This window comes from Pseudomonas sp. GW821-FHT09E04 (genome assembly GCF_059416185.1).
The window spans coordinates 49,632-66,462 of record NZ_JBWKOR010000005.1 but is presented as its reverse complement, the minus strand read 5'-3'; the positions used below and the strand labels follow the sequence as shown (position 1 = coordinate 66,462).

General features: G+C 62.1%; 16 protein-coding genes. 12 read left to right on the top strand and 4 right to left on the bottom strand.

What is annotated here, in order from left to right; genetic code table 11:
- The first annotated feature begins 124 nt into the window (after positions 1-124).
- The 6 genes from AC07N4_RS19160 (at position 125) to AC07N4_RS19135 (ending at position 6,809) form a co-directional block, all read left to right on the top strand.
- Positions 125-1,192, top strand: coding sequence for a DUF2333 family protein (locus tag AC07N4_RS19160; RefSeq protein WP_096819736.1), 1,068 nt, complete (start codon positions 125-127; stop codon positions 1,190-1,192).
- A 3-nt stretch (positions 1,193-1,195) separates the two neighbouring features.
- Positions 1,196-1,753: an NUDIX hydrolase gene (locus AC07N4_RS19155; protein WP_102620079.1), complete on the top strand. Its 558-nt coding sequence runs from the start codon at positions 1,196-1,198 to the stop codon at positions 1,751-1,753.
- 187 nt (positions 1,754-1,940) lie between these two features.
- Positions 1,941-2,312, top strand: a complete 372-nt coding sequence (locus AC07N4_RS19150; RefSeq protein ID WP_096819734.1) for a translation initiation factor Sui1 — start codon at positions 1,941-1,943, stop codon at positions 2,310-2,312.
- Between the two features lie 219 nt (positions 2,313-2,531).
- On the top strand, positions 2,532-4,445 hold the full coding sequence (gene speA, locus AC07N4_RS19145) for an arginine decarboxylase (protein ID WP_096819733.1): 1,914 nt from the start codon (positions 2,532-2,534) through the stop codon (positions 4,443-4,445).
- A 232-nt stretch (positions 4,446-4,677) separates the two neighbouring features.
- Positions 4,678-6,018 (top strand): type VI secretion system Vgr family protein, encoded by a 1,341-nt coding sequence (locus tag AC07N4_RS19140; protein ID WP_493065776.1) that lies wholly within the window; start codon positions 4,678-4,680, stop codon positions 6,016-6,018.
- A complete protein-coding gene (locus AC07N4_RS19135; RefSeq protein ID WP_493065775.1) occupies positions 6,015-6,809 on the top strand; it encodes a DUF4123 domain-containing protein in 795 nt (264 codons plus the stop codon). Before AC07N4_RS19140 ends, AC07N4_RS19135 begins: the two co-directional genes overlap by 4 nt.
- A gap of 19 nt (positions 6,810-6,828) precedes the next feature.
- Here AC07N4_RS19135 and AC07N4_RS19130 read toward each other — a convergent pair whose 3' ends face one another.
- Positions 6,829-8,178, bottom strand: coding sequence for an MATE family efflux transporter (locus AC07N4_RS19130; RefSeq protein WP_493065774.1), 1,350 nt, complete (start codon positions 8,176-8,178; stop codon positions 6,829-6,831).
- 37 nt (positions 8,179-8,215) lie between these two features.
- Entirely contained in the window at positions 8,216-8,509 is a 294-nt protein-coding gene (locus tag AC07N4_RS19125) for a hypothetical protein (protein WP_085732747.1), read from the bottom strand.
- Between the two features lie 145 nt (positions 8,510-8,654).
- Here AC07N4_RS19125 and AC07N4_RS19120 point away from each other — a divergent pair, with 145 nt between their 5' ends.
- The 5 genes from AC07N4_RS19120 (at position 8,655) to AC07N4_RS19100 (ending at position 13,065) form a co-directional block, all read left to right on the top strand.
- On the top strand, positions 8,655-8,957 hold the full coding sequence (locus AC07N4_RS19120; RefSeq protein WP_011332275.1) for a MazG-like family protein: 303 nt from the start codon (positions 8,655-8,657) through the stop codon (positions 8,955-8,957).
- Positions 8,957-9,706, top strand: a complete 750-nt coding sequence (locus tag AC07N4_RS19115; RefSeq protein WP_096819729.1) for a methyltransferase — start codon at positions 8,957-8,959, stop codon at positions 9,704-9,706. Before AC07N4_RS19120 ends, AC07N4_RS19115 begins: the two co-directional genes overlap by 1 nt.
- Positions 9,707-9,718: 12 nt before the next feature.
- Positions 9,719-10,327, top strand: coding sequence for a DUF4136 domain-containing protein (locus tag AC07N4_RS19110; protein WP_102620074.1), 609 nt, complete (start codon positions 9,719-9,721; stop codon positions 10,325-10,327).
- A gap of 53 nt (positions 10,328-10,380) precedes the next feature.
- On the top strand, positions 10,381-10,938 hold the full coding sequence (locus AC07N4_RS19105) for a DUF4136 domain-containing protein (RefSeq protein WP_096819727.1): 558 nt from the start codon (positions 10,381-10,383) through the stop codon (positions 10,936-10,938).
- 138 nt (positions 10,939-11,076) lie between these two features.
- Positions 11,077-13,065, top strand: coding sequence for a pilus assembly protein TadG-related protein (locus tag AC07N4_RS19100; protein WP_102620073.1), 1,989 nt, complete (start codon positions 11,077-11,079; stop codon positions 13,063-13,065).
- On the opposite strand, the gene AC07N4_RS19095 is transcribed toward AC07N4_RS19100, so the two are convergent.
- Both AC07N4_RS19095 and AC07N4_RS19090 read right to left on the bottom strand, forming a co-directional pair.
- Positions 13,062-15,809: a PAS domain-containing sensor histidine kinase gene (locus AC07N4_RS19095; RefSeq protein ID WP_493065773.1), complete on the bottom strand. Its 2,748-nt coding sequence runs from the start codon at positions 15,807-15,809 to the stop codon at positions 13,062-13,064. The genes AC07N4_RS19100 and AC07N4_RS19095 overlap by 4 nt on opposite strands.
- Complete coding sequence (locus tag AC07N4_RS19090; protein ID WP_096819724.1) at positions 15,806-16,252, bottom strand: TadE/TadG family type IV pilus assembly protein; 447 nt, start codon at positions 16,250-16,252, stop codon at positions 15,806-15,808. Before AC07N4_RS19090 ends, AC07N4_RS19095 begins: the two co-directional genes overlap by 4 nt.
- 75 nt (positions 16,253-16,327) lie before the next feature.
- Here AC07N4_RS19090 and AC07N4_RS19085 point away from each other — a divergent pair, with 75 nt between their 5' ends.
- A complete protein-coding gene (locus tag AC07N4_RS19085) occupies positions 16,328-16,798 on the top strand; it encodes an A24 family peptidase (RefSeq protein ID WP_493065772.1) in 471 nt (156 codons plus the stop codon).
- Positions 16,799-16,831: the final 33 nt, after the last annotated feature.

The window sequence follows — 16,831 nt, the reverse complement described above, 5'->3', positions numbered from 1 at the left end:
CCCTTAGCGCACGACGACAGGCCCAAAGAGTCACCCCCTGTCATTATTGACGGGTGCGGGCCAGAGGCACGTTGTTGTATGGTTGCTGTCGAACCGTTGAACCCAAGATTGAAAGGATATCGCCATGCTGGACTGGAAGAATCGCGCGGGCAGCGCGCCCGAACGTGCCGCCGAGCCGAAGTCGGCCGCGCGCAGCTATGTTGGCGGCCTGTTGTTCAGCCGCGCGCTGGCCACGCTGGTCGGTATTTATCTGTTGGTGACCATCGGCCTGGGCTGGTACTGGAGTGAAGAGCCGGCCCTGTTTCCGGTGGCGCAGAACGCACAGCTTGCCGCCGAGAAAGAAGGCAAGCAGATGGTGGTTGGCTATACCACCGTCGAAACCCTGAAGACCGTCGCCGGCACGCTGCTGAACAAGCCGGGCGGCTACATTTCCAACGACCGTTTCCCGCCGGGCCTGTGGATGGACAACATGCCGAGCTGGGAATATGGCGTACTGGTGCAGGTGCGTGACCTGACCCGTGCCTTGCGCAAGGACTTCGCCCGCTCGCAGTCGCAATCGGCTGAAGACGCCGATCTGGCCAAGGCCGAACCGCGCTTCAACTTCGACAACAAGAGCTGGATCCTGCCGTCCAGCGAGTCGGAATACCAGGAAGGCATCAACTCCCTGAGCCGTTATCAGGCGCGCCTGTCTGACCCGACGCAAAAGAACGCGCTGTTCTACGCTCGCGCCGACAACCTGAACAACTGGCTGGGTGATGTCGGGACTCGTCTCGGTTCGCTGTCGCAACGCCTGTCGGCCAGTGTCGGCCGGGTCAAGCTCAACACCGCGCTGAAAACCGAAGTGCCGGCGGTGGGTGAAGTGCCACAGGTCGACGAGGAAATCGTCGAGACCCCGTGGATGCAGATCGACAACGTGTTCTATGAAGCCCGCGGTCAGGCCTGGGCGCTGTCGCACATGCTGCGTGCCATCGAAGTCGATTTCGCCGACGTGCTGGCGAAGAAGAACGCCACGGTCAGCGTGCGCCAGATCATTCGTGAACTGGAGGCATCGCAGGAGCCGGTGTGGAGCCCGATGATCCTCAACGGCAGCGGCTTCGGGGTGCTGGCCAACCACTCGCTGGTGATGGCCAACTACATTTCCCGGGCCAACGCCGCCGTGATCGATCTTCGTCAACTGCTCAATCAGGGCTGAGTCATGAGCGACAACGCCAGAGAGGCGGCCCACCGCGCGGCCTCGGATGCCGAACAGATCGCCTGGGTCGACGAGCAGGACAACCTGCTCGGCGCCCTGGTGCGCTCCGACTTGCGCGAGCGCGGGCTGATCGGGCGTGGCACCTACATCATGCTGTTCAACTCCGCCGGTGAACTCTGTGTCCATCGGCGGACCCTGAGCAAAGCCATTTATCCCGGCTACTGGGATGTGGCGGCAGGCGGCATGGTGCAGGCGAACGAGTCCTACGCCGAGTCGGCGGCCCGAGAGCTGGAAGAAGAGTTGGGGGTGAGCGGCGTCGAGCTGACGGCCCACGACCATTTCTATTTCGAGGACACCGGCAATCGCCTGTGGTGCTCGGCGTTCTCGGCGGTGTGGGACGGGCCGCTGATCCTGCAGCCGGAAGAAGTGCTAGAAGCGCGCTTCATTCCGGTCGCCCAGGTCATGCTGGAAATCGAGCAAAAGCCTTATTGCCCGGACTCTCTGGCAGCCTTGAAGCGCTATCTGAAGGCTCAACAAAGCAACGTCGCAAAGAACTCATAAAATGGCGCCGATTGGCACTTAGCAATCGGCGTTTTTGCCGTTACACTGCGCGACCTTTTCAAGCTGTGCCGGCCTGCTTTACAGGAGCAACCGGCACAGTAGCGCTGCCCCTGCCTGAGTGGGGCTTCGCGGTCGATAGCCTTGCCCAAGGCTGCGATCAGTCTTTGTCCTCCCAAGAGGATTGCCGGTGGCCAAAAAAGCCGCATCCTTCGCCGCCCTGGGCGGCCTGGTATTTTCCACCGACGCAGGTCGTCATTGCCCGGAATGCAGTAAGCCGGTGGACGCCTGTATCTGCAGACAAACCGTGATCCCGGCCGGCGACGGCATTGCCCGCGTGCGCCGCGAGAGCAAGGGCCGTGGCGGCAAGACGGTGACCACCATCACCGGCGTGCCCCTGGCCGAAGACGCACTCAAGGAGCTGGCGACAACGTTGAAGAAACGTTGCGGCACCGGCGGTGCGTTGAAAGACGGGATCATCGAAATCCAGGGCGATCATGTCGAGCTACTCTTGGCCGAGTTGATCAAGCACGGTTTCAAGGCGAAGAAGTCCGGCGGCTAGCAGCCTCTGTGAAAACCACCAGCGGCTTGATCCGGCTCTGATTGTCATCAGTCCCGGCGTCGTCTCCATGGTTTTCACAGAGCCTGTTCATGACCGGTTTCTAAACTCAACGCTGTCAGCGCGGTCTACCGCCCCGCTGACGAACCGTCATTTTCATTCTTTAGACTGCGCCGGCCTGCAATCAGGCGACGCACTATGACTTCTTTATAGGGGACTTCGATGTCCGTACGACGCACACGCAAAGACGATGGCAGCCAATGGACAGTTGCGGACAGCCGCAGTGTTTACGGGATTCGCCATTGGGGGGCCGGGTATTTCGCGATCAATGACGCCGGTCGCGTCGAAGTTCGTCCGAACGGCCCGAGCAGTTCACCGATCGACCTGTTCGAACAAGTCGACCAGCTGCGCAAGAGCGGTCTGTCCTTGCCGCTGCTGGTGCGTTTCCCCGACATCCTGCAAGACCGCGTCCGTCAGCTGACCGGTGCGTTCGATGCCAACATCGAGCGTCTGGAGTACCAGAGCAAGTACACCGCGCTGTACCCGATCAAGGTCAACCAGCAGGAAGCGGTGATCGAAAACATCATCGCGACCCAGAACGTCTCCATCGGTCTGGAAGCCGGTTCCAAGCCTGAGCTGCTGGCCGTACTGGCGCTGGCGCCGAAGGGCGGCACCATCGTCTGCAACGGTTACAAGGACCGCGAGTTCATCCGTCTGGCGCTGATGGGCCAGAAGCTCGGCCACAACGTGTTCATCGTGATCGAGAAAGAATCCGAAGTCGGTCTGGTGATCGAAGAAGCGGCTTCGCTGAAGGTCAAGCCACAGGTCGGCCTGCGTGTTCGCCTGTCGTCGCTGGCTTCGTCGAAGTGGGCGGACACCGGTGGCGAGAAATCCAAGTTCGGTCTGTCGGCCGCGCAACTGCTGTCCGTGGTCGAGCGCTTCCGCGCCGCCGGCCTGGATCAGGGCATCCGCCTGCTGCATTTCCACATGGGTTCGCAGATCGCCAACCTGGCCGACTACCAGCACGGCTTCAAGGAAGCGATCCGTTATTACGGCGAATTGCGCAACCTCGGTCTGCCGGTCGATCACATCGACGTCGGTGGCGGTCTGGGTGTCGACTACGACGGTACCCACTCGCGCAATGCCAGTTCGATCAACTACGACATGGACGACTACGCCGGTGTCGTGGTCGGCATGCTCAAGGAATTCTGCGATGCGCAGAGCCTGCCGCATCCGAACATTTTCTCTGAAAGTGGCCGCTCGCTGACCGCACACCACGCCATGCTGGTGGTGCAAGTCACCGACGTCGAGAAGCACAACGACGACGTGCCGCAGATCGAGAACAAGGAGTCGCTGCCGGAAACCGTGCAATGGCTGGTTGATCTGCTCGGCCCGACCGACATCGAAATGGTCACCGAAACCTACTGGCGCGCCACTCACTACATGAGCGACGTGGCCGCCCAGTACGCCGACGGCAAACTGACCCTGGCCGAGAAAGCCCTGGCCGAACAGTGCTACTTCGCCGTGTGCCGTCGCCTGCACAACTCGCTGAAGGCGCGTCAGCGTTCGCACCGTCAGGTGCTGGACGAACTCAACGACAAGCTGGCCGACAAGTACATCTGCAACTTCTCGGTGTTCCAGAGCCTGCCGGACACCTGGGCCATCGGCCAGGTGTTGCCGATTCTGCCGCTGCACCGTCTCGACGAAGAGCCGCTGCGTCGTGCAGTCCTGCAAGACCTGACCTGCGACTCCGACGGCAAGATCAAGCAATACGTCGACGAGCAGAGCATCGAGACCAGTCTGCCGGTGCACGGGCTGAATGACGGTGAGGATTACCTGCTGGGTATCTTCCTGGTGGGCGCCTATCAGGAAATTCTCGGCGACATGCACAACCTGTTCGGTGACACCGACTCGGTGAACATCTACCAGAACGCCGACGGCAGCGTGTACCACGCCGGGATCGAAACTCATGACACCATCGAAGACATGCTGCGCTATGTGCACCTGTCGCCGGAAGAGCTGATGACCCACTACCGCGACAAGTGCGCCAGTGCTCGTATCAGCGCTACCGAACGTACCCAGTTCCTCGATGCGCTGCGCCTGGGTCTGACCCGCTCCTCCTACCTGTCTTCCTGACGTCAGGTTCCGAATCCATCAGGTTGTCTGAAATTGTTCCGCACGCAGCGGAAGTTTCGGATGACCTGATGAGACTTCTCTTTTTCTGCTAGCGAACTGGCCTTCATCCTCACAAGAAAAGTGATGTTGTCTGCTTTTCGCGTAGGCCATTTCCTAATTTGTACTTCGGCTCTCTACTCGGCCATGGCTCTCGGCGAGAATCCCCGGCCGCCCCTCCTGTAGAGAATCGCCCATGTTCGATCCAGCCGACGAGTCGTCGTTTCGTCTCGATGTCGCGGGTCTGTCCGCCCCGCTCGAAGTCCTGGCCTTTACCGGTTGCGAGGCGATCAGCGAGCCTTTTTCGTTCGAAATCGATCTGTTGATCGACGATCCTCATCTCGATCTTGCCGGCCTGCTGTACCGCTCGGCGCGTCTGTGCTTCGGGCCTTCGGGCAACGGCGTGCACGGACAGTTGCAGGGTCTTGTCCAGCACGAGCATGGCCATGGCGCCAGATTGTGCCGGGCGCGACTGAACCCGAAGCTGAGTTGTCTGGGCCTGCGCCATAGCCAGCGAATCTTCAGTGGCCGGTCGGTGCCGCAGATCCTCGATCAGGTGCTCAGGGAGCACGGCATCAGCGGCCACCAGCGCCGGTTCGAATTGCAGGCGGACCACCCGTCACGCAGGTTTTGCACTCAATACGGCGAATCGGACCTGCAACTGGTGCAGCGCCTGTGCGCGCAGTCGCGGATCCACTATCACTTCGAACATGGGCGCGAGAACCATTGCCTGGTGTTCGGTGACGATCCGGCGTTGCTGCCGCAAACGGGGAGGGTGAGTTTCGCGGCGCAGGGGCGTGCGCCGGCGGTGCGCCGCTGGCTGTTGCGGGAGCGGGTCCGAGAGCCCGGTGATTACGCCTTGCGGGCCCGAACGGCGCAGGGACATTCCGATGTACCAACCCTGCGTTGCGGTCGGTGGCTGAGTTTGTCCCCGCGGCCGTTTGCAGAGTGCGACACCCACTGGTTGTTGACCCGTATCGAGCACCGCGCCGACCAGACGATCGAACCCTCCTACAGCAACCGCCTCTGTGCCGCCGAGCACTTGCAGGCGTGTGAACCGGTCGTCGAACGTTCGGCATTGCGCATGGGCAGCCTGCAACGGGCCTGGGTGGTGGCGGTCGACGAGCCACAACCTGATCGCTCGCGGCCGGTCGCGGTGCAGTTCGACTGGCTCTATCAGGGCGAAGGGGCAAAACCCAGCCACTGCTGGCTGCCCTTGGCACCCGCGTTGGCGGATACGACGCTGACGTCATTGCGTGAAGGCGTCGAGGTGGTGGTGAGCTTTCTCGAAGGCGATCCCGAGCAACCGGTGATCAGTGGTGTTCTGCAGCCGGCGGCAACCACTGAGTGCCATGAAGATGACGAACCGCCACTGCCCGACACCCTGGCGAGTGAAGGCCTGGCGCCATGGCTGAAGACGGGCGAGCCCTTGCTGCTGCTGTGTCTGATGCCGGGAGGCGGCAGTTATCACCACTGCCGGGAGTCGGTGTGCAGCTGCCGACTGGTTGCCGGGTTCAGCCCTGGCGATGGACGATGAGTGGCAAGGCGCCGGGGCAGCGTGCGCAATGGCTGTTGCTGGATGTCGGGCATGCACCGCAGGCGTTGAGCGTATTGCGTCAGGCGTTCTCCGGCGTACCGAGCCTGAAGCTGTTTGACGGCACGGAGTTTCAGCCCGTGTGCGAGCAGGGGCCGTTGTTGGTCGATCTGCGCGATTGCCCGGTGTTGTCGGCGTTGTGTCACACAGACCCGCAGACCTGGTGCGGGCTGCTGCTGGGCAGTGATGCCTCGAGCGAATCACTGCGTGAACATTTGCAACGGATGCTGACGGTTTCTGTCGGGCTGAATCATCGTGCGCTGCTCAGTTACTACGACCGGCAGACCGCCAGTTACTTTTTCGACGCCTGCGATGCCCGCCAGTTGAGCCGCTGGCTCGGGCCGATCAGTTGGCTGCGCTGGTTCGGCGGCACCTGGGCCGACCGGGCGAGCGGCAGCCTGGGCTGGCAACAGCTGCGAAATCCGGGACTGGCCATCGAGCCACTGAAGATTGAACAGGGGCTTACCCATCATCAACGTGAGCGCCTGCATCGCTGCCTGCTGGAGCAACATATCTGGCGCTGGAGCCAATCGACGGGAACCGATTACCGCACGTTGTCCTCCCACGTTGAACAGGGCCTGACTTTGGGTTTCAGCGAGCGGGCCGTGCTGGACGACTGGTTGTGGCTACGCTTGCAGCATCCCCGGGCAGAACTGGTGCAACCGCCACAAGGATTGACCCAGCAAGAGCGGCTCGACCATCTGCGTCGACGCTGGCAGAACGATCCGGAGTGAGGTGCTCCCCTTCATCGCCTCAGTGAACGGTGCCGACAAACCAGCCGTCGTTGCGCCGCAGCCGCCACGCCAATGTGCCGAGAGTCAGGCTGCGCAGCACCATGAACAGCAGGAATGAAATCCACAGCCCGTGATTGCCCAGCCCGTTCAACGCCCAGGCGAACGGCACCAGGAGAGCGACCGTCAGCAGCATGCCGTTGCGCATTTCCCGGGCGCGGGTGGCGCCGATGAACAGACCGTCGAGCAAGTAGCTCCAGACCGCAATCAACGGCAGGACGGCAAGGTAAGGCAGATAGATGAACGCGGTGTCGCGCACGCTCTGGATATCGGTCTGCATCTCGATGAACAGGTGCCCGGCAAAAAGAAACAGCGCGGCAAAGCCCAGGCTCGCGAGCAGTGACCAGCCGCCGGCCACCACCAGCGAACGGCGCAGGGCGAGGCGATCGCGGGCGCCGATGGCATGCCCGCACAAGGCTTCGACCGCGTGGGCCAGACCGTCCAGGGCATGGGCGGTCAACAGCAGGCCGTTGAGCAGCAGCGCGTTGGCCGCGACCGTAGCGTCACCCAGCCGTGCGCCTTGCACGGTGATCAGGAAAAACACCGATTGCAGCGCCAGGCTGCGGATGAAGATGTCGCGGTTGACCCCCAGCAGCGGTCGCCAGCTCTGCCACAACCTCAATGCCGCCCAGACGATGTGCCCAGGATAGGCGCGCAGGGCCTTGCGGGTCAGCGCCAGACCGAGCAGCGCACCGCTCCATTCGGCGATCACCGAAGCCCGGGCCGAACCGACCACGCCCCAGTCCAGACCGATGACGAACCACAGGTTCAGTACGATGTTGATCAGGTTGGTCGTCAGCAGAATCGCCAGCGGCGCCCGGGCGTTCTGGGTGCCGAGGAACCAGCCGACCAGCGCATAACTGGCCAGTGCCGCCGGCAGCCCGAACAGGCGGGTGTGGAAGAAGTCGCGGGTCAACTGATTGAGTTCCGGTGACGGCTGCATGAAGTGCAGGGCGACACCGCTCAGCGGCACGCCCACCGCACCCAGCAGCAGTGCCAGTCCCATGGCCAGCAACAGACCTTGCAGCAGGATTTGCCGCAGCGCCGCACCATCGCTGCGCCCGGAGGCCTGCGCGGCGAACCCGGTGGTGCCCATCCGCAGGAAACCCATGGCCCAGGCCAGAAAGGTGTACAGGCTGGCCCCGACCGCTACCGCACCCAGCTGATGAGCGTGGGGCAGGTGACCGATGACGGTGCTGTCGACCAGCGCCACCAGCGGCACGGAAATGTTGGAAAGGATCATGGGGGCGGCGAGGGCCCAGACCCGGCGATGGGTCGGGCGGTCGCGCCAGTCGGCGATCAGGTTGGACATGCGGGCTCCTTGGGGAGCGGCATTGTAGCGGGTGGGGTCAGTGAATGATCCAGCTCAGCAGCCACAACCCCAGCAGCAACCAGATGATTCCCGCAATGATCGACGCATTCATGAATGCGCGGATCGCTGACCAAAGCAGCATCAGACCGACGATCAGCGCGATGATGCTGATGATCGAAGTGTCCATGCCCAGGGCCTTCGCCAGCCCGTCGACGAAGTTGCCGCCGGCATTGCCCAAGATGTTGAACAGGCCGCTCAGGCCGTCGACGATGAAGCGGATGATCGAGCCGAGCGCCTGGCCCAGCCATTCGAAAAAGCTTTCTACCTGCATGTTTGCATCCTGATGAAAGAGCTGAGCCTTGGGCCGCGCCGGGGGCGGCCGAGTTCCCTGCAAGCATAGAGGGTTTGCCGGGTGGTGGCTGCCCCTTGCCTTCGCGCAGCATCCCCCCGAAGCTATACGCCTTCAGGAGAAAACGATGAACCTTGTTGAACTGACCGAACGCCTGCACGCCATTCGCGACCGCAATGACTGGCGGCAATTTCACAGCCCGAAAAACCTGGCCATGGCTGCCAGCGTGGAGATGTCCGAGCTGGTGGAAATCTTCCAGTGGCTGACCGAAGACCAGTCGCGCGAATTGCCCGCGGACAAACTGGCCCATGCCGGCCAGGAAGTCGGTGATATCGTCCTCTATCTGTTGCTGCTGTGCAGCGAACTGGGGCTGGACATGAATGAAGTGGTGCGCAGCAAGCTCGCCGACAGCGAACGGCGGTTCAGCTGATGAGCGACCGTCATTTCGATCAGTTGGCGACCCGTTTCGCCGAGAAAATCTACGGCGGTGCCAAAGGCGCGATCCGCCTCGCGGTGTTGCAGGCGGATCTTGCCGAAGCCCTGCCGGATCGCCCGTTGCGGGTGCTGGACATCGGCGGTGGTCTTGGCCACATGTCGCTGTGGCTGGCCGAGCGTGGGCACGACGTGACCTTCACCGAGCCGGCCGAGCCGATGCTCGAAGGCGCGCGTCAGCGTTTCGCCGAGGCCGGGCAGACCGCAACGTTCATTCAGGCGCCGTGGCAGGAGCTGCTCGGTCAACTCACCGAACCCTATGACGTGGTGATCTGCCACGCCGTGCTCGAATGGCTGGCCGAACCCCACGCGATCCTGCCGGTGCTGCATCAACTGACCAAGCCCGGCGGCTGGCTGTCGCTGGCGTTCTACAACCGTGATGCGCTGGTTTATCGCAACCTGCTCAAAGGCCATTTCAAGAAAATGCGCAAGAACGACATGGCCGGCGAGAAGCAGAGCCTGACCCCGCAGCAGCCGCTCGATCCACGGGAGCTGGCCGCGCAACTCGAAGGGTTGTGGCAGGTCGAAACTCAGAGCGGGGTGCGGGTTTTCCACGATTACATGCCGGTGGAATTCCAGGCCCGCGCCGAGTTGATCGATTTGCTCGAGATGGAGCTCGCCCACCGTCGTCACCCAAGCTTCGCCGGGCTTGGGCGTTACTTGCACTGGATCTGCCGGCCGATCTGATCGGAGCGTGAAATGAAAGGTCATTCAGGGTTACTGCTGATCTGTCTGGGGTTGGCCGCGTGTCAGGGCAGCAACCCCTATGTGGCGCAGTCGCGGCCATTGCCGCCGGCACCACCGCAAGCCGCGACCACTTTCGACCGCAGCGCTTATCCCGCGCCGCCACGGGATTACGGGCGCTATCGCAGTTGGGCGTGGCTCAATGGGCGCTTGCCTCCAGGCAGCGCTTGGGCGGACTCGGCGCAAGTGGCCGAGGCGGTGAGCAATGCGCTGGACCAACGTGGCTTGCGCCCGTTGCATGACAATCGCCCGGCCGACCTGTTTGTCAGTGCCAACCTGAGTCTGGAAACCCGCTTGCGCCAGGTCCAGGACGATTACGGGTACGGCGGATACGGTGGTTATGACCGTTACGGCCGAGGCTACGGGATGTACAACACAGTGCCGATCGTACGCACCTATCAGGAGCAGGTCGTGGTGGTTCGAGTCGATCTGTTCGATGCCGGCAGCGGTCAGCCGGTGTGGAGTGCCAGCGCCGAAACCGGCACCCAGGGCAACCAGAGTGACCGGGCCGATGCGATCCGGGAGGCTGTCGAAAAGGCAATGTCGGCGTATCCTCCCAGTTAGCTTCCTGCCAATGAGAAGCTCCCCAGGTTCATGTCTTCCACCGGAGAAAAACCATGTTCCGCCGTCTCGCTTTACTGGCCGTGGCCGCGCTGCTCAGTGCGTGCGCCGCGAACCAGGTCAATCATGACTTCGACGCCAGCCGCGACTTTGCCGCCTACCGTAGCTGGAGCTGGAAAGAACCCGCCCTGCAATACCGTCCCGACGACCCACGGATCAAGAGCGACCTGACCGAACAGCGCATCCGCCAGTCTGTCGCCGATCAACTCGACCAGCGCGGCCTGCGTCCGGCCGCTGCGGGCAGCAAAGGTGACTTGAATGTGCAGACCTACCTGATCGTCGAGGATCGCCAGCAACAGGTGACCACCAACTACGGCGGCGGTTGGGGTGGCCCGTGGAACGGTTACTGGGGCGCACCGATGTACAACGAAACCCGCAACATCACCTACAAGGTGGCGACCATTCAGGTTGATCTGCTCGACGGCAAGGACGGCAAACTGGTGTGGCGCGGCAGCGATGAACAGATGCTCAGTCGCACGCCGAACCCGGCGGATCGCAGCAACGCCATTCGGGAGACCGTGACGCGAATCCTGTCGAACTACCCACCGCGCTAAGCCAGTGCAAAAAAACGGGAGCCATGGGCTCCCGTTTTTTTTGCATGGCGCGTTGCCAGCAGTCTCGTTGTGCCACGTCTACACTGACACCCACCCATGGAGGTTGCGCCCGGCTGTGCGCCGGCAAAGGAGTGCGCCATGTCGCGTCATTCACAGTGTGGCGGCCCGGCCCGGCAGCGGGGGGCCATCGGCTTGATGGCGGCTGCCACCCTCAGCCTGGCGCTGATATTGATGCTGCTGGTGGTGGACACCGGCCGGTTGTACATGGAGCAACGCAAACTGCAGCGACTGGTGGATACCGCCGCCCTGGAAGCCGTCAGCCGTGGCGGCAATTGCCTGCCGGGACTCACCGCCGCCAGCTACGCCGGGCAAAGTGCGACCCGCAACGGGTTTACCGCCGATGCCAACAACGTCATCGTGGTCGATTGCGGAACGCTGGTGACCGCTGCCAGCGGCCTGCGCACCTTTACGGTGGATGCCACGCAATCGGCGGCGGTCAAGGTCGCGGTCAACCACACCGTGACCACCAGTTTTGCCGGGGGCGTGCAGGCGCTGTTCAGTAGCACGCCGGTCAGTCTCAACACTGTGCTCTACGCCTCGGCGGTGGCCGCCCTGCCAAAGCCGACCGTCGCCCAACTGAATATCCGCAGTAACCTGGCCAGCATCAACACCGCCCAGTCGAACATCCTCAACCCGCTGTTTTCCGGATTGCTCGGCGGCAACGTCAACCTGACGGCCCTGGGCTGGAACGGCTTGCTCAACACCGACATCAACCTGCTCAGCTACCTGAATCAACTGGCGATCAACCTCAACGTGGCCGCTGGCAACTACACCCAGTTGCTCAATACCCAGGCCACGGTGACGCAACTGATTCAGGCTGCTGTCTCGGTGGTGCAACTCAATGGCGCGACAGCCGACGTGATCACTGCGTTGGGCCAGCTGCAAGTGGCGGCGACCAATGCCGCGCCGGTAAAGCTCGGTGACATCCTGCAACTGCAGACCGGCACCACGGCGGCCGGACTCGACGCCAATCTGCAATTGCTGCAACTGGTCCAGGGGGTGATTCAGTTGGCCAACAGCAAAAGTGCGGTGGCCGCGACCTTGCCGATCAGTGTGCTGGGGTTGGCGAATGTCACGGTTAGGGTCAAGGTCATCGAGCCGCCGCAGTTCTCGGCGATTGGTGATCCGGCGCTGGCGAAGGCCAACCCCTTGGGACCGAACCGGATTTATGTGCGTACCGCGCAGATTCGCACGATGCTCTCAGTGAATCTGCCGGTGTTGGCCGGGGTGACCGGGCTGAGCAACGCGGTATTGGGTTTAGTCGGCACTCTGAGCACGACCGTCAATCAGCTGTTGACCCTTAATCTGGTCTCGTTGGCTAACTCACTCCTTTGCCTCAGTTGCCAACGAATGGACCCGTTGTTGTTGCAGTCACCGACAATCGACATCAGTCTGGATGCCGGCGGCGCCATCAGCTACGTCACCGACTACAGCTGCCCGACCGACAATACCGGCACCAAAAGCCTGACGGCCCACACCATCACGTCGGTTGCCGACCTCAAACTGGGCAAGATCGACCCGACCAACGCGTTTTCATCCTCTGCCGAACCCACGGTCACCCCGTTGCCTCTGGTGGACCTGGGCATTGTGACCTGCCATACGATTTTGGGCATTGGTGGCTGCGATCCGAGTACCCACGTTCAATACGCCGCCGGCGGCATTGCGATCATGGTCAACACCAGCGTGGTGCAGAATACTCAGGATCTGGTGTTTTCCAGCGGCACGCCGTTCCCCACGCCGCCAAACCTGAAACTGCCGCCGAGCGTGATTTCCGCTGCGCCCTCCAGCAACATCGTCAACAGCCTGGCGAGCACCCTCGCCGGGATCAATCTGATCGTCTACCAACCGGTCGGCAGCAATCCCCTTGGCGCCGTTGTCGCTGGTGTGGCGGGTCTCATCAGCAGCGTCACGGCGATCCTGCAGCCGCTCATTACCAACCTCGTGAGTCCGCTGCTCGACCCGCTGCTCAACAATTTGCTCAGCGGGCTGGGGATCAATCTGATGGATGTCGACGTCGGCGCCAACATGACCTGCGGCCAGACCGGCAAGGCGTATCTGGTGATCTAGTCGTCGGGGGCGATCGGCAGTTCGATGCAGAACCGTGCGCCGTCCACCGAGTTACGCACACTGAGATGACCGCCCATGTTGTCGATGATCCCGTAACTCACCGACAACCCCAGACCGGTGCCGACACCCACCGGTTTGGTGGTGAAGAACGGTTCGAAAATCCGCTCCAGCAGTCGCGGGTCGATACCGCCGCCGTTGTCCTCGACCCACAGTCGTATCTTCGACTCGTCACGTTCGGCATAGATCGAGATCCAGGGTTTGAACCCTGAGTCGGACTCACGCTTGCCCAACAGCGCATCCCGAGCGTTGACCATCAGGTTGATCAATACCTGCTCAAGCTGATCGACATAACCGCGTACCTGAACCTCAAACGCGGTTTCACTGATGCGCAAATCCACGCCTTTGCCACGCATGCCTTCGGCCAGCAGCGACAGCGTGCCTTCGATGGCGCTGGCCGGGTTGAACAGTTGCTGCTCGATCTCGGAACGGCGGCCGAACACCCGCATGTGGTCCACAACCTTCGCGGCGCGCTGGACCTGCGCGTCGATGCGGTTGAGTTTGTCGGTCAGGTAATCGATCTGCACATCGCCGTTGCTCAGGCGCTTCTGCACGTTGACGATGGCCATGCGCATGACGTTCAGCGGCTGATTGATTTCGTGGGCGAGACCTGTGGCCATTTCGCCGAGGGTGGCCATTTTCGCGCTTTGCGTGAGTTGTTGTTGGGAGCGGCGTACTTCGGTGTTGTCGCGGCCCACCGCCTGCACTTCGATCAGTTTTCCGTGCTCATCGAACACCCCGCGATCCGACCACACCCACCACGCATGTTCGCGCCCCGGCAATTGCAGGTTGATTTCCGCGGTGCTGACGGGTGATTGCGGGGTCAGCAACGCCAGGCGCTCAACGAAGGCGGCGCGCTGAACGTCGGACATCCAGCTGCCCAGATCGACGCCCGCCAGGGCTTGCGGGGCGCATTCCAAGTACGTCGCCAGCGGCCGGTTGCCGAACGTCAGGATCAGGTCCGGGCGATAGCGGCAGATCATCGCCGGAGAGTCTTCCACCAGAATCCGGTAGCGTTCTTCACTCTGTCTGACCTGTTCGGCGGCCAGCGTCGCTTCGGTGACGTCCAGCCACAAACCGACGGCTTCCACCGGCAGGCCGAGGTCATTGCGCAGCAGCCGGGCTTCGTCGAGCAGCCAGTGATAATCGCCGCGACTGTCGCGCAACCGATAACGGGCGCGCACCGAGCCTTCGCGCAGCAGTTGTCGGGTTCGTTCGAAATACAGGGTCCGGTCATCCGGATGAATCCGCTCTGCCAGCGCACCGGCGTCGCAGTCTTCCAGGCTCCAGCCCATTAACGGTTGCAGACTGGCGCTGAAGAACGCTGGCAGCAAGGCCCCTTCGACGTAGTGCTGGACGTAAATGACCGCCGGCGAACTGGCGATCAGGTTGTCCAGCCGCGCATGGGCTGCAGCGGCCAGTTGCTGCTGGTTCTTGATGTCGCTGATGTCGAGCATGAAACCCACCAGCCGGCGGTGATCGCCGGTGCCGGTGACTTGCCCCTGAAGGCGATACCACGCCGGCATCTGACCGGCGTCGGGATGATGCAAACGCACGCACAGGTCGAGGATTTCCCCGTGCAGTTGCAGGGCTTGCAGGCGGCTGCGGACTTCTTCGCGGTCAGCGGGATGGATCAGCATCAGCCAGTTTTCCAGCGTCAGTGTCAGCCTGTCCTGTTGCAGGAGGGCGGCCAGCGTCGGAGCCAGATGAATCTGGTCGCCATTGCCGATTTCCCACCAGCCGGTGCCGAGCAATGTCTGCAAGGATTCCAATCGCTCCAGTTGCAGCTGATGCTGCTGTTCACGCAGGCGCCCGAGCAGCGGCCCTGCCAGTGCACCGGCCAGCATCAGCCAGTCGCGATCGGTCAGATACGGCGCGGTCTTGTCCACCGCATAAAAGCCGCAGAGCAACCACGCCATCACGCCTCGGTCATCGCTGTAAGGCACGGCGAAACCTTCGGCATTGCCGAACAGGCCCTGGACCCGTGAGTGTTCATACTGGCCGTAATGCGCACCCAGGCGCTGCGGGCCGGTGCCATTGAGGCTATCGAGCGGCGTGCCCAGACGCTGGCCGTCATGCCACAGCGCCGGTGCGTCATGGGCGTGGAATTGCTGGTGGATCAGCCAGCCTTGTTCCTGTTCATCGAGCAGTGCGAGTGCCAGGCACGGGATCTGCCAGCGCTGGGCGATCACTTGCAATTGTTCGCTGACAAGCATCGGCAATCGTCCCAGGCTGCAGCTGCGCAACTGTTTGCTGATCTGCTCGGCGATCAGATGGCACGCTTCGCGCTGACGTGATTGCTGGCGTTCGAGCAACAGGTCGGCAATGTCCATCAGTTGCAGCAGCCAGCCGCTGCCCAGCGGCTGGACCCAACCCCGAAGGTGCAAGGTCTGGTCGCTCAGGCCTGGGAAATCCAGATCCAGCAGTTGCCCTTGCCAGTCCAGCGGCCGGCCCTCGATGGCCAGCGTGCTGTGAGGCAGCAGGTAGTCGTGCAGTGGCAACGGTTTGTCACGGGGCGTCTGTTGCGCCAGCAGCAGGCGCAGCGGGCCGGCCATTTGCAACACGCCGCCTTCGCTGTCGAGGTGGATATGCAGGCCCGTCAAAGGCGAACCGAGCACGTCCGGCAAATCGTTGGCGAGCATGCCCCGCTTCATCAGGCGGCCGAGCAGGTTGTCACCCGGGGTCAAAATTTCAGGCTCGAGATGGCGGTCAGGTTGGTGGGCAGGCTGGGCACAGTGCCGACGCCCGGCAACACCAGAAACGGGATGACCTGATTCAGTTTGCTGACCGGGTAATTGACGCTGACGGTGAGGGTGCCAAGTGTCGGGTCATAGACCGCTGATGTATCAGTGCCGACCACCACATTCAGTGACGACGGCAGCACCGACAATTGCTGGGTCAACGCAGCATTGGCGGTACTGACCAGCACGGTCGAATAGTTGGGGATCGTGGGATCGACCGCCACGGCGCGACGTATCGCTTCGGCCGTAACCTGGTTGAACGTCTGCATCAACACAAACGGCAGGCTGTAGCTGACGAGGCCGTAAAACACCGCAAAAAAGATCACGAATACCAGGGCGAACTCGATCGCCACCGCACCTTTTTGCGCCTTCCGAGAGCCGGTTTTCATCCGTGCGTCTACCCTGACAGTCACTGCGTAGTATCAGCATAGAATCATTCAGCAAAAACGGACGGTTTTTACCGGATGCAAAGTCTTGTCCTACTGATCTGGCTGGCGGTCTGCGCGGCACAGGATGCCCGGCAACGACGGATTGCCAATGCCCTGACCCTGGGTGTCGGCACCCTGGCGCTGGTTTATCTGGTGTATTTCGGCACCACCTGGATGGGTGCCGAAGCGGGGCAGGGCGGTTGGGCTTGCCTGGTGGCGCTGGCGTTCACGTTGCCCGGGTATTTCATGGGGCGAATGGGCGCCGGCGATGTGAAATTAATGACAGCTCTTGGCCTTGCGACGGACGGCACGTCGCTGCTCGGGATTTTTATCGGTGCCGGCGCGGCGAGCCTGATCTGGATTCTGCTGGCGCCAAGAGTCTGGCTGTATATGAGTCAAGGGCTTAGGCATCGTCTTCGATATATGGCGCCATCGATGTCAAAAAAGCTGCCATTTGCGCCGTTCGTGCTGATCGGGTTTTTACTTGCACTACCCTGGATCCATTAGTCGCTAAACGCCACTAGTCTTATGTACATAGTC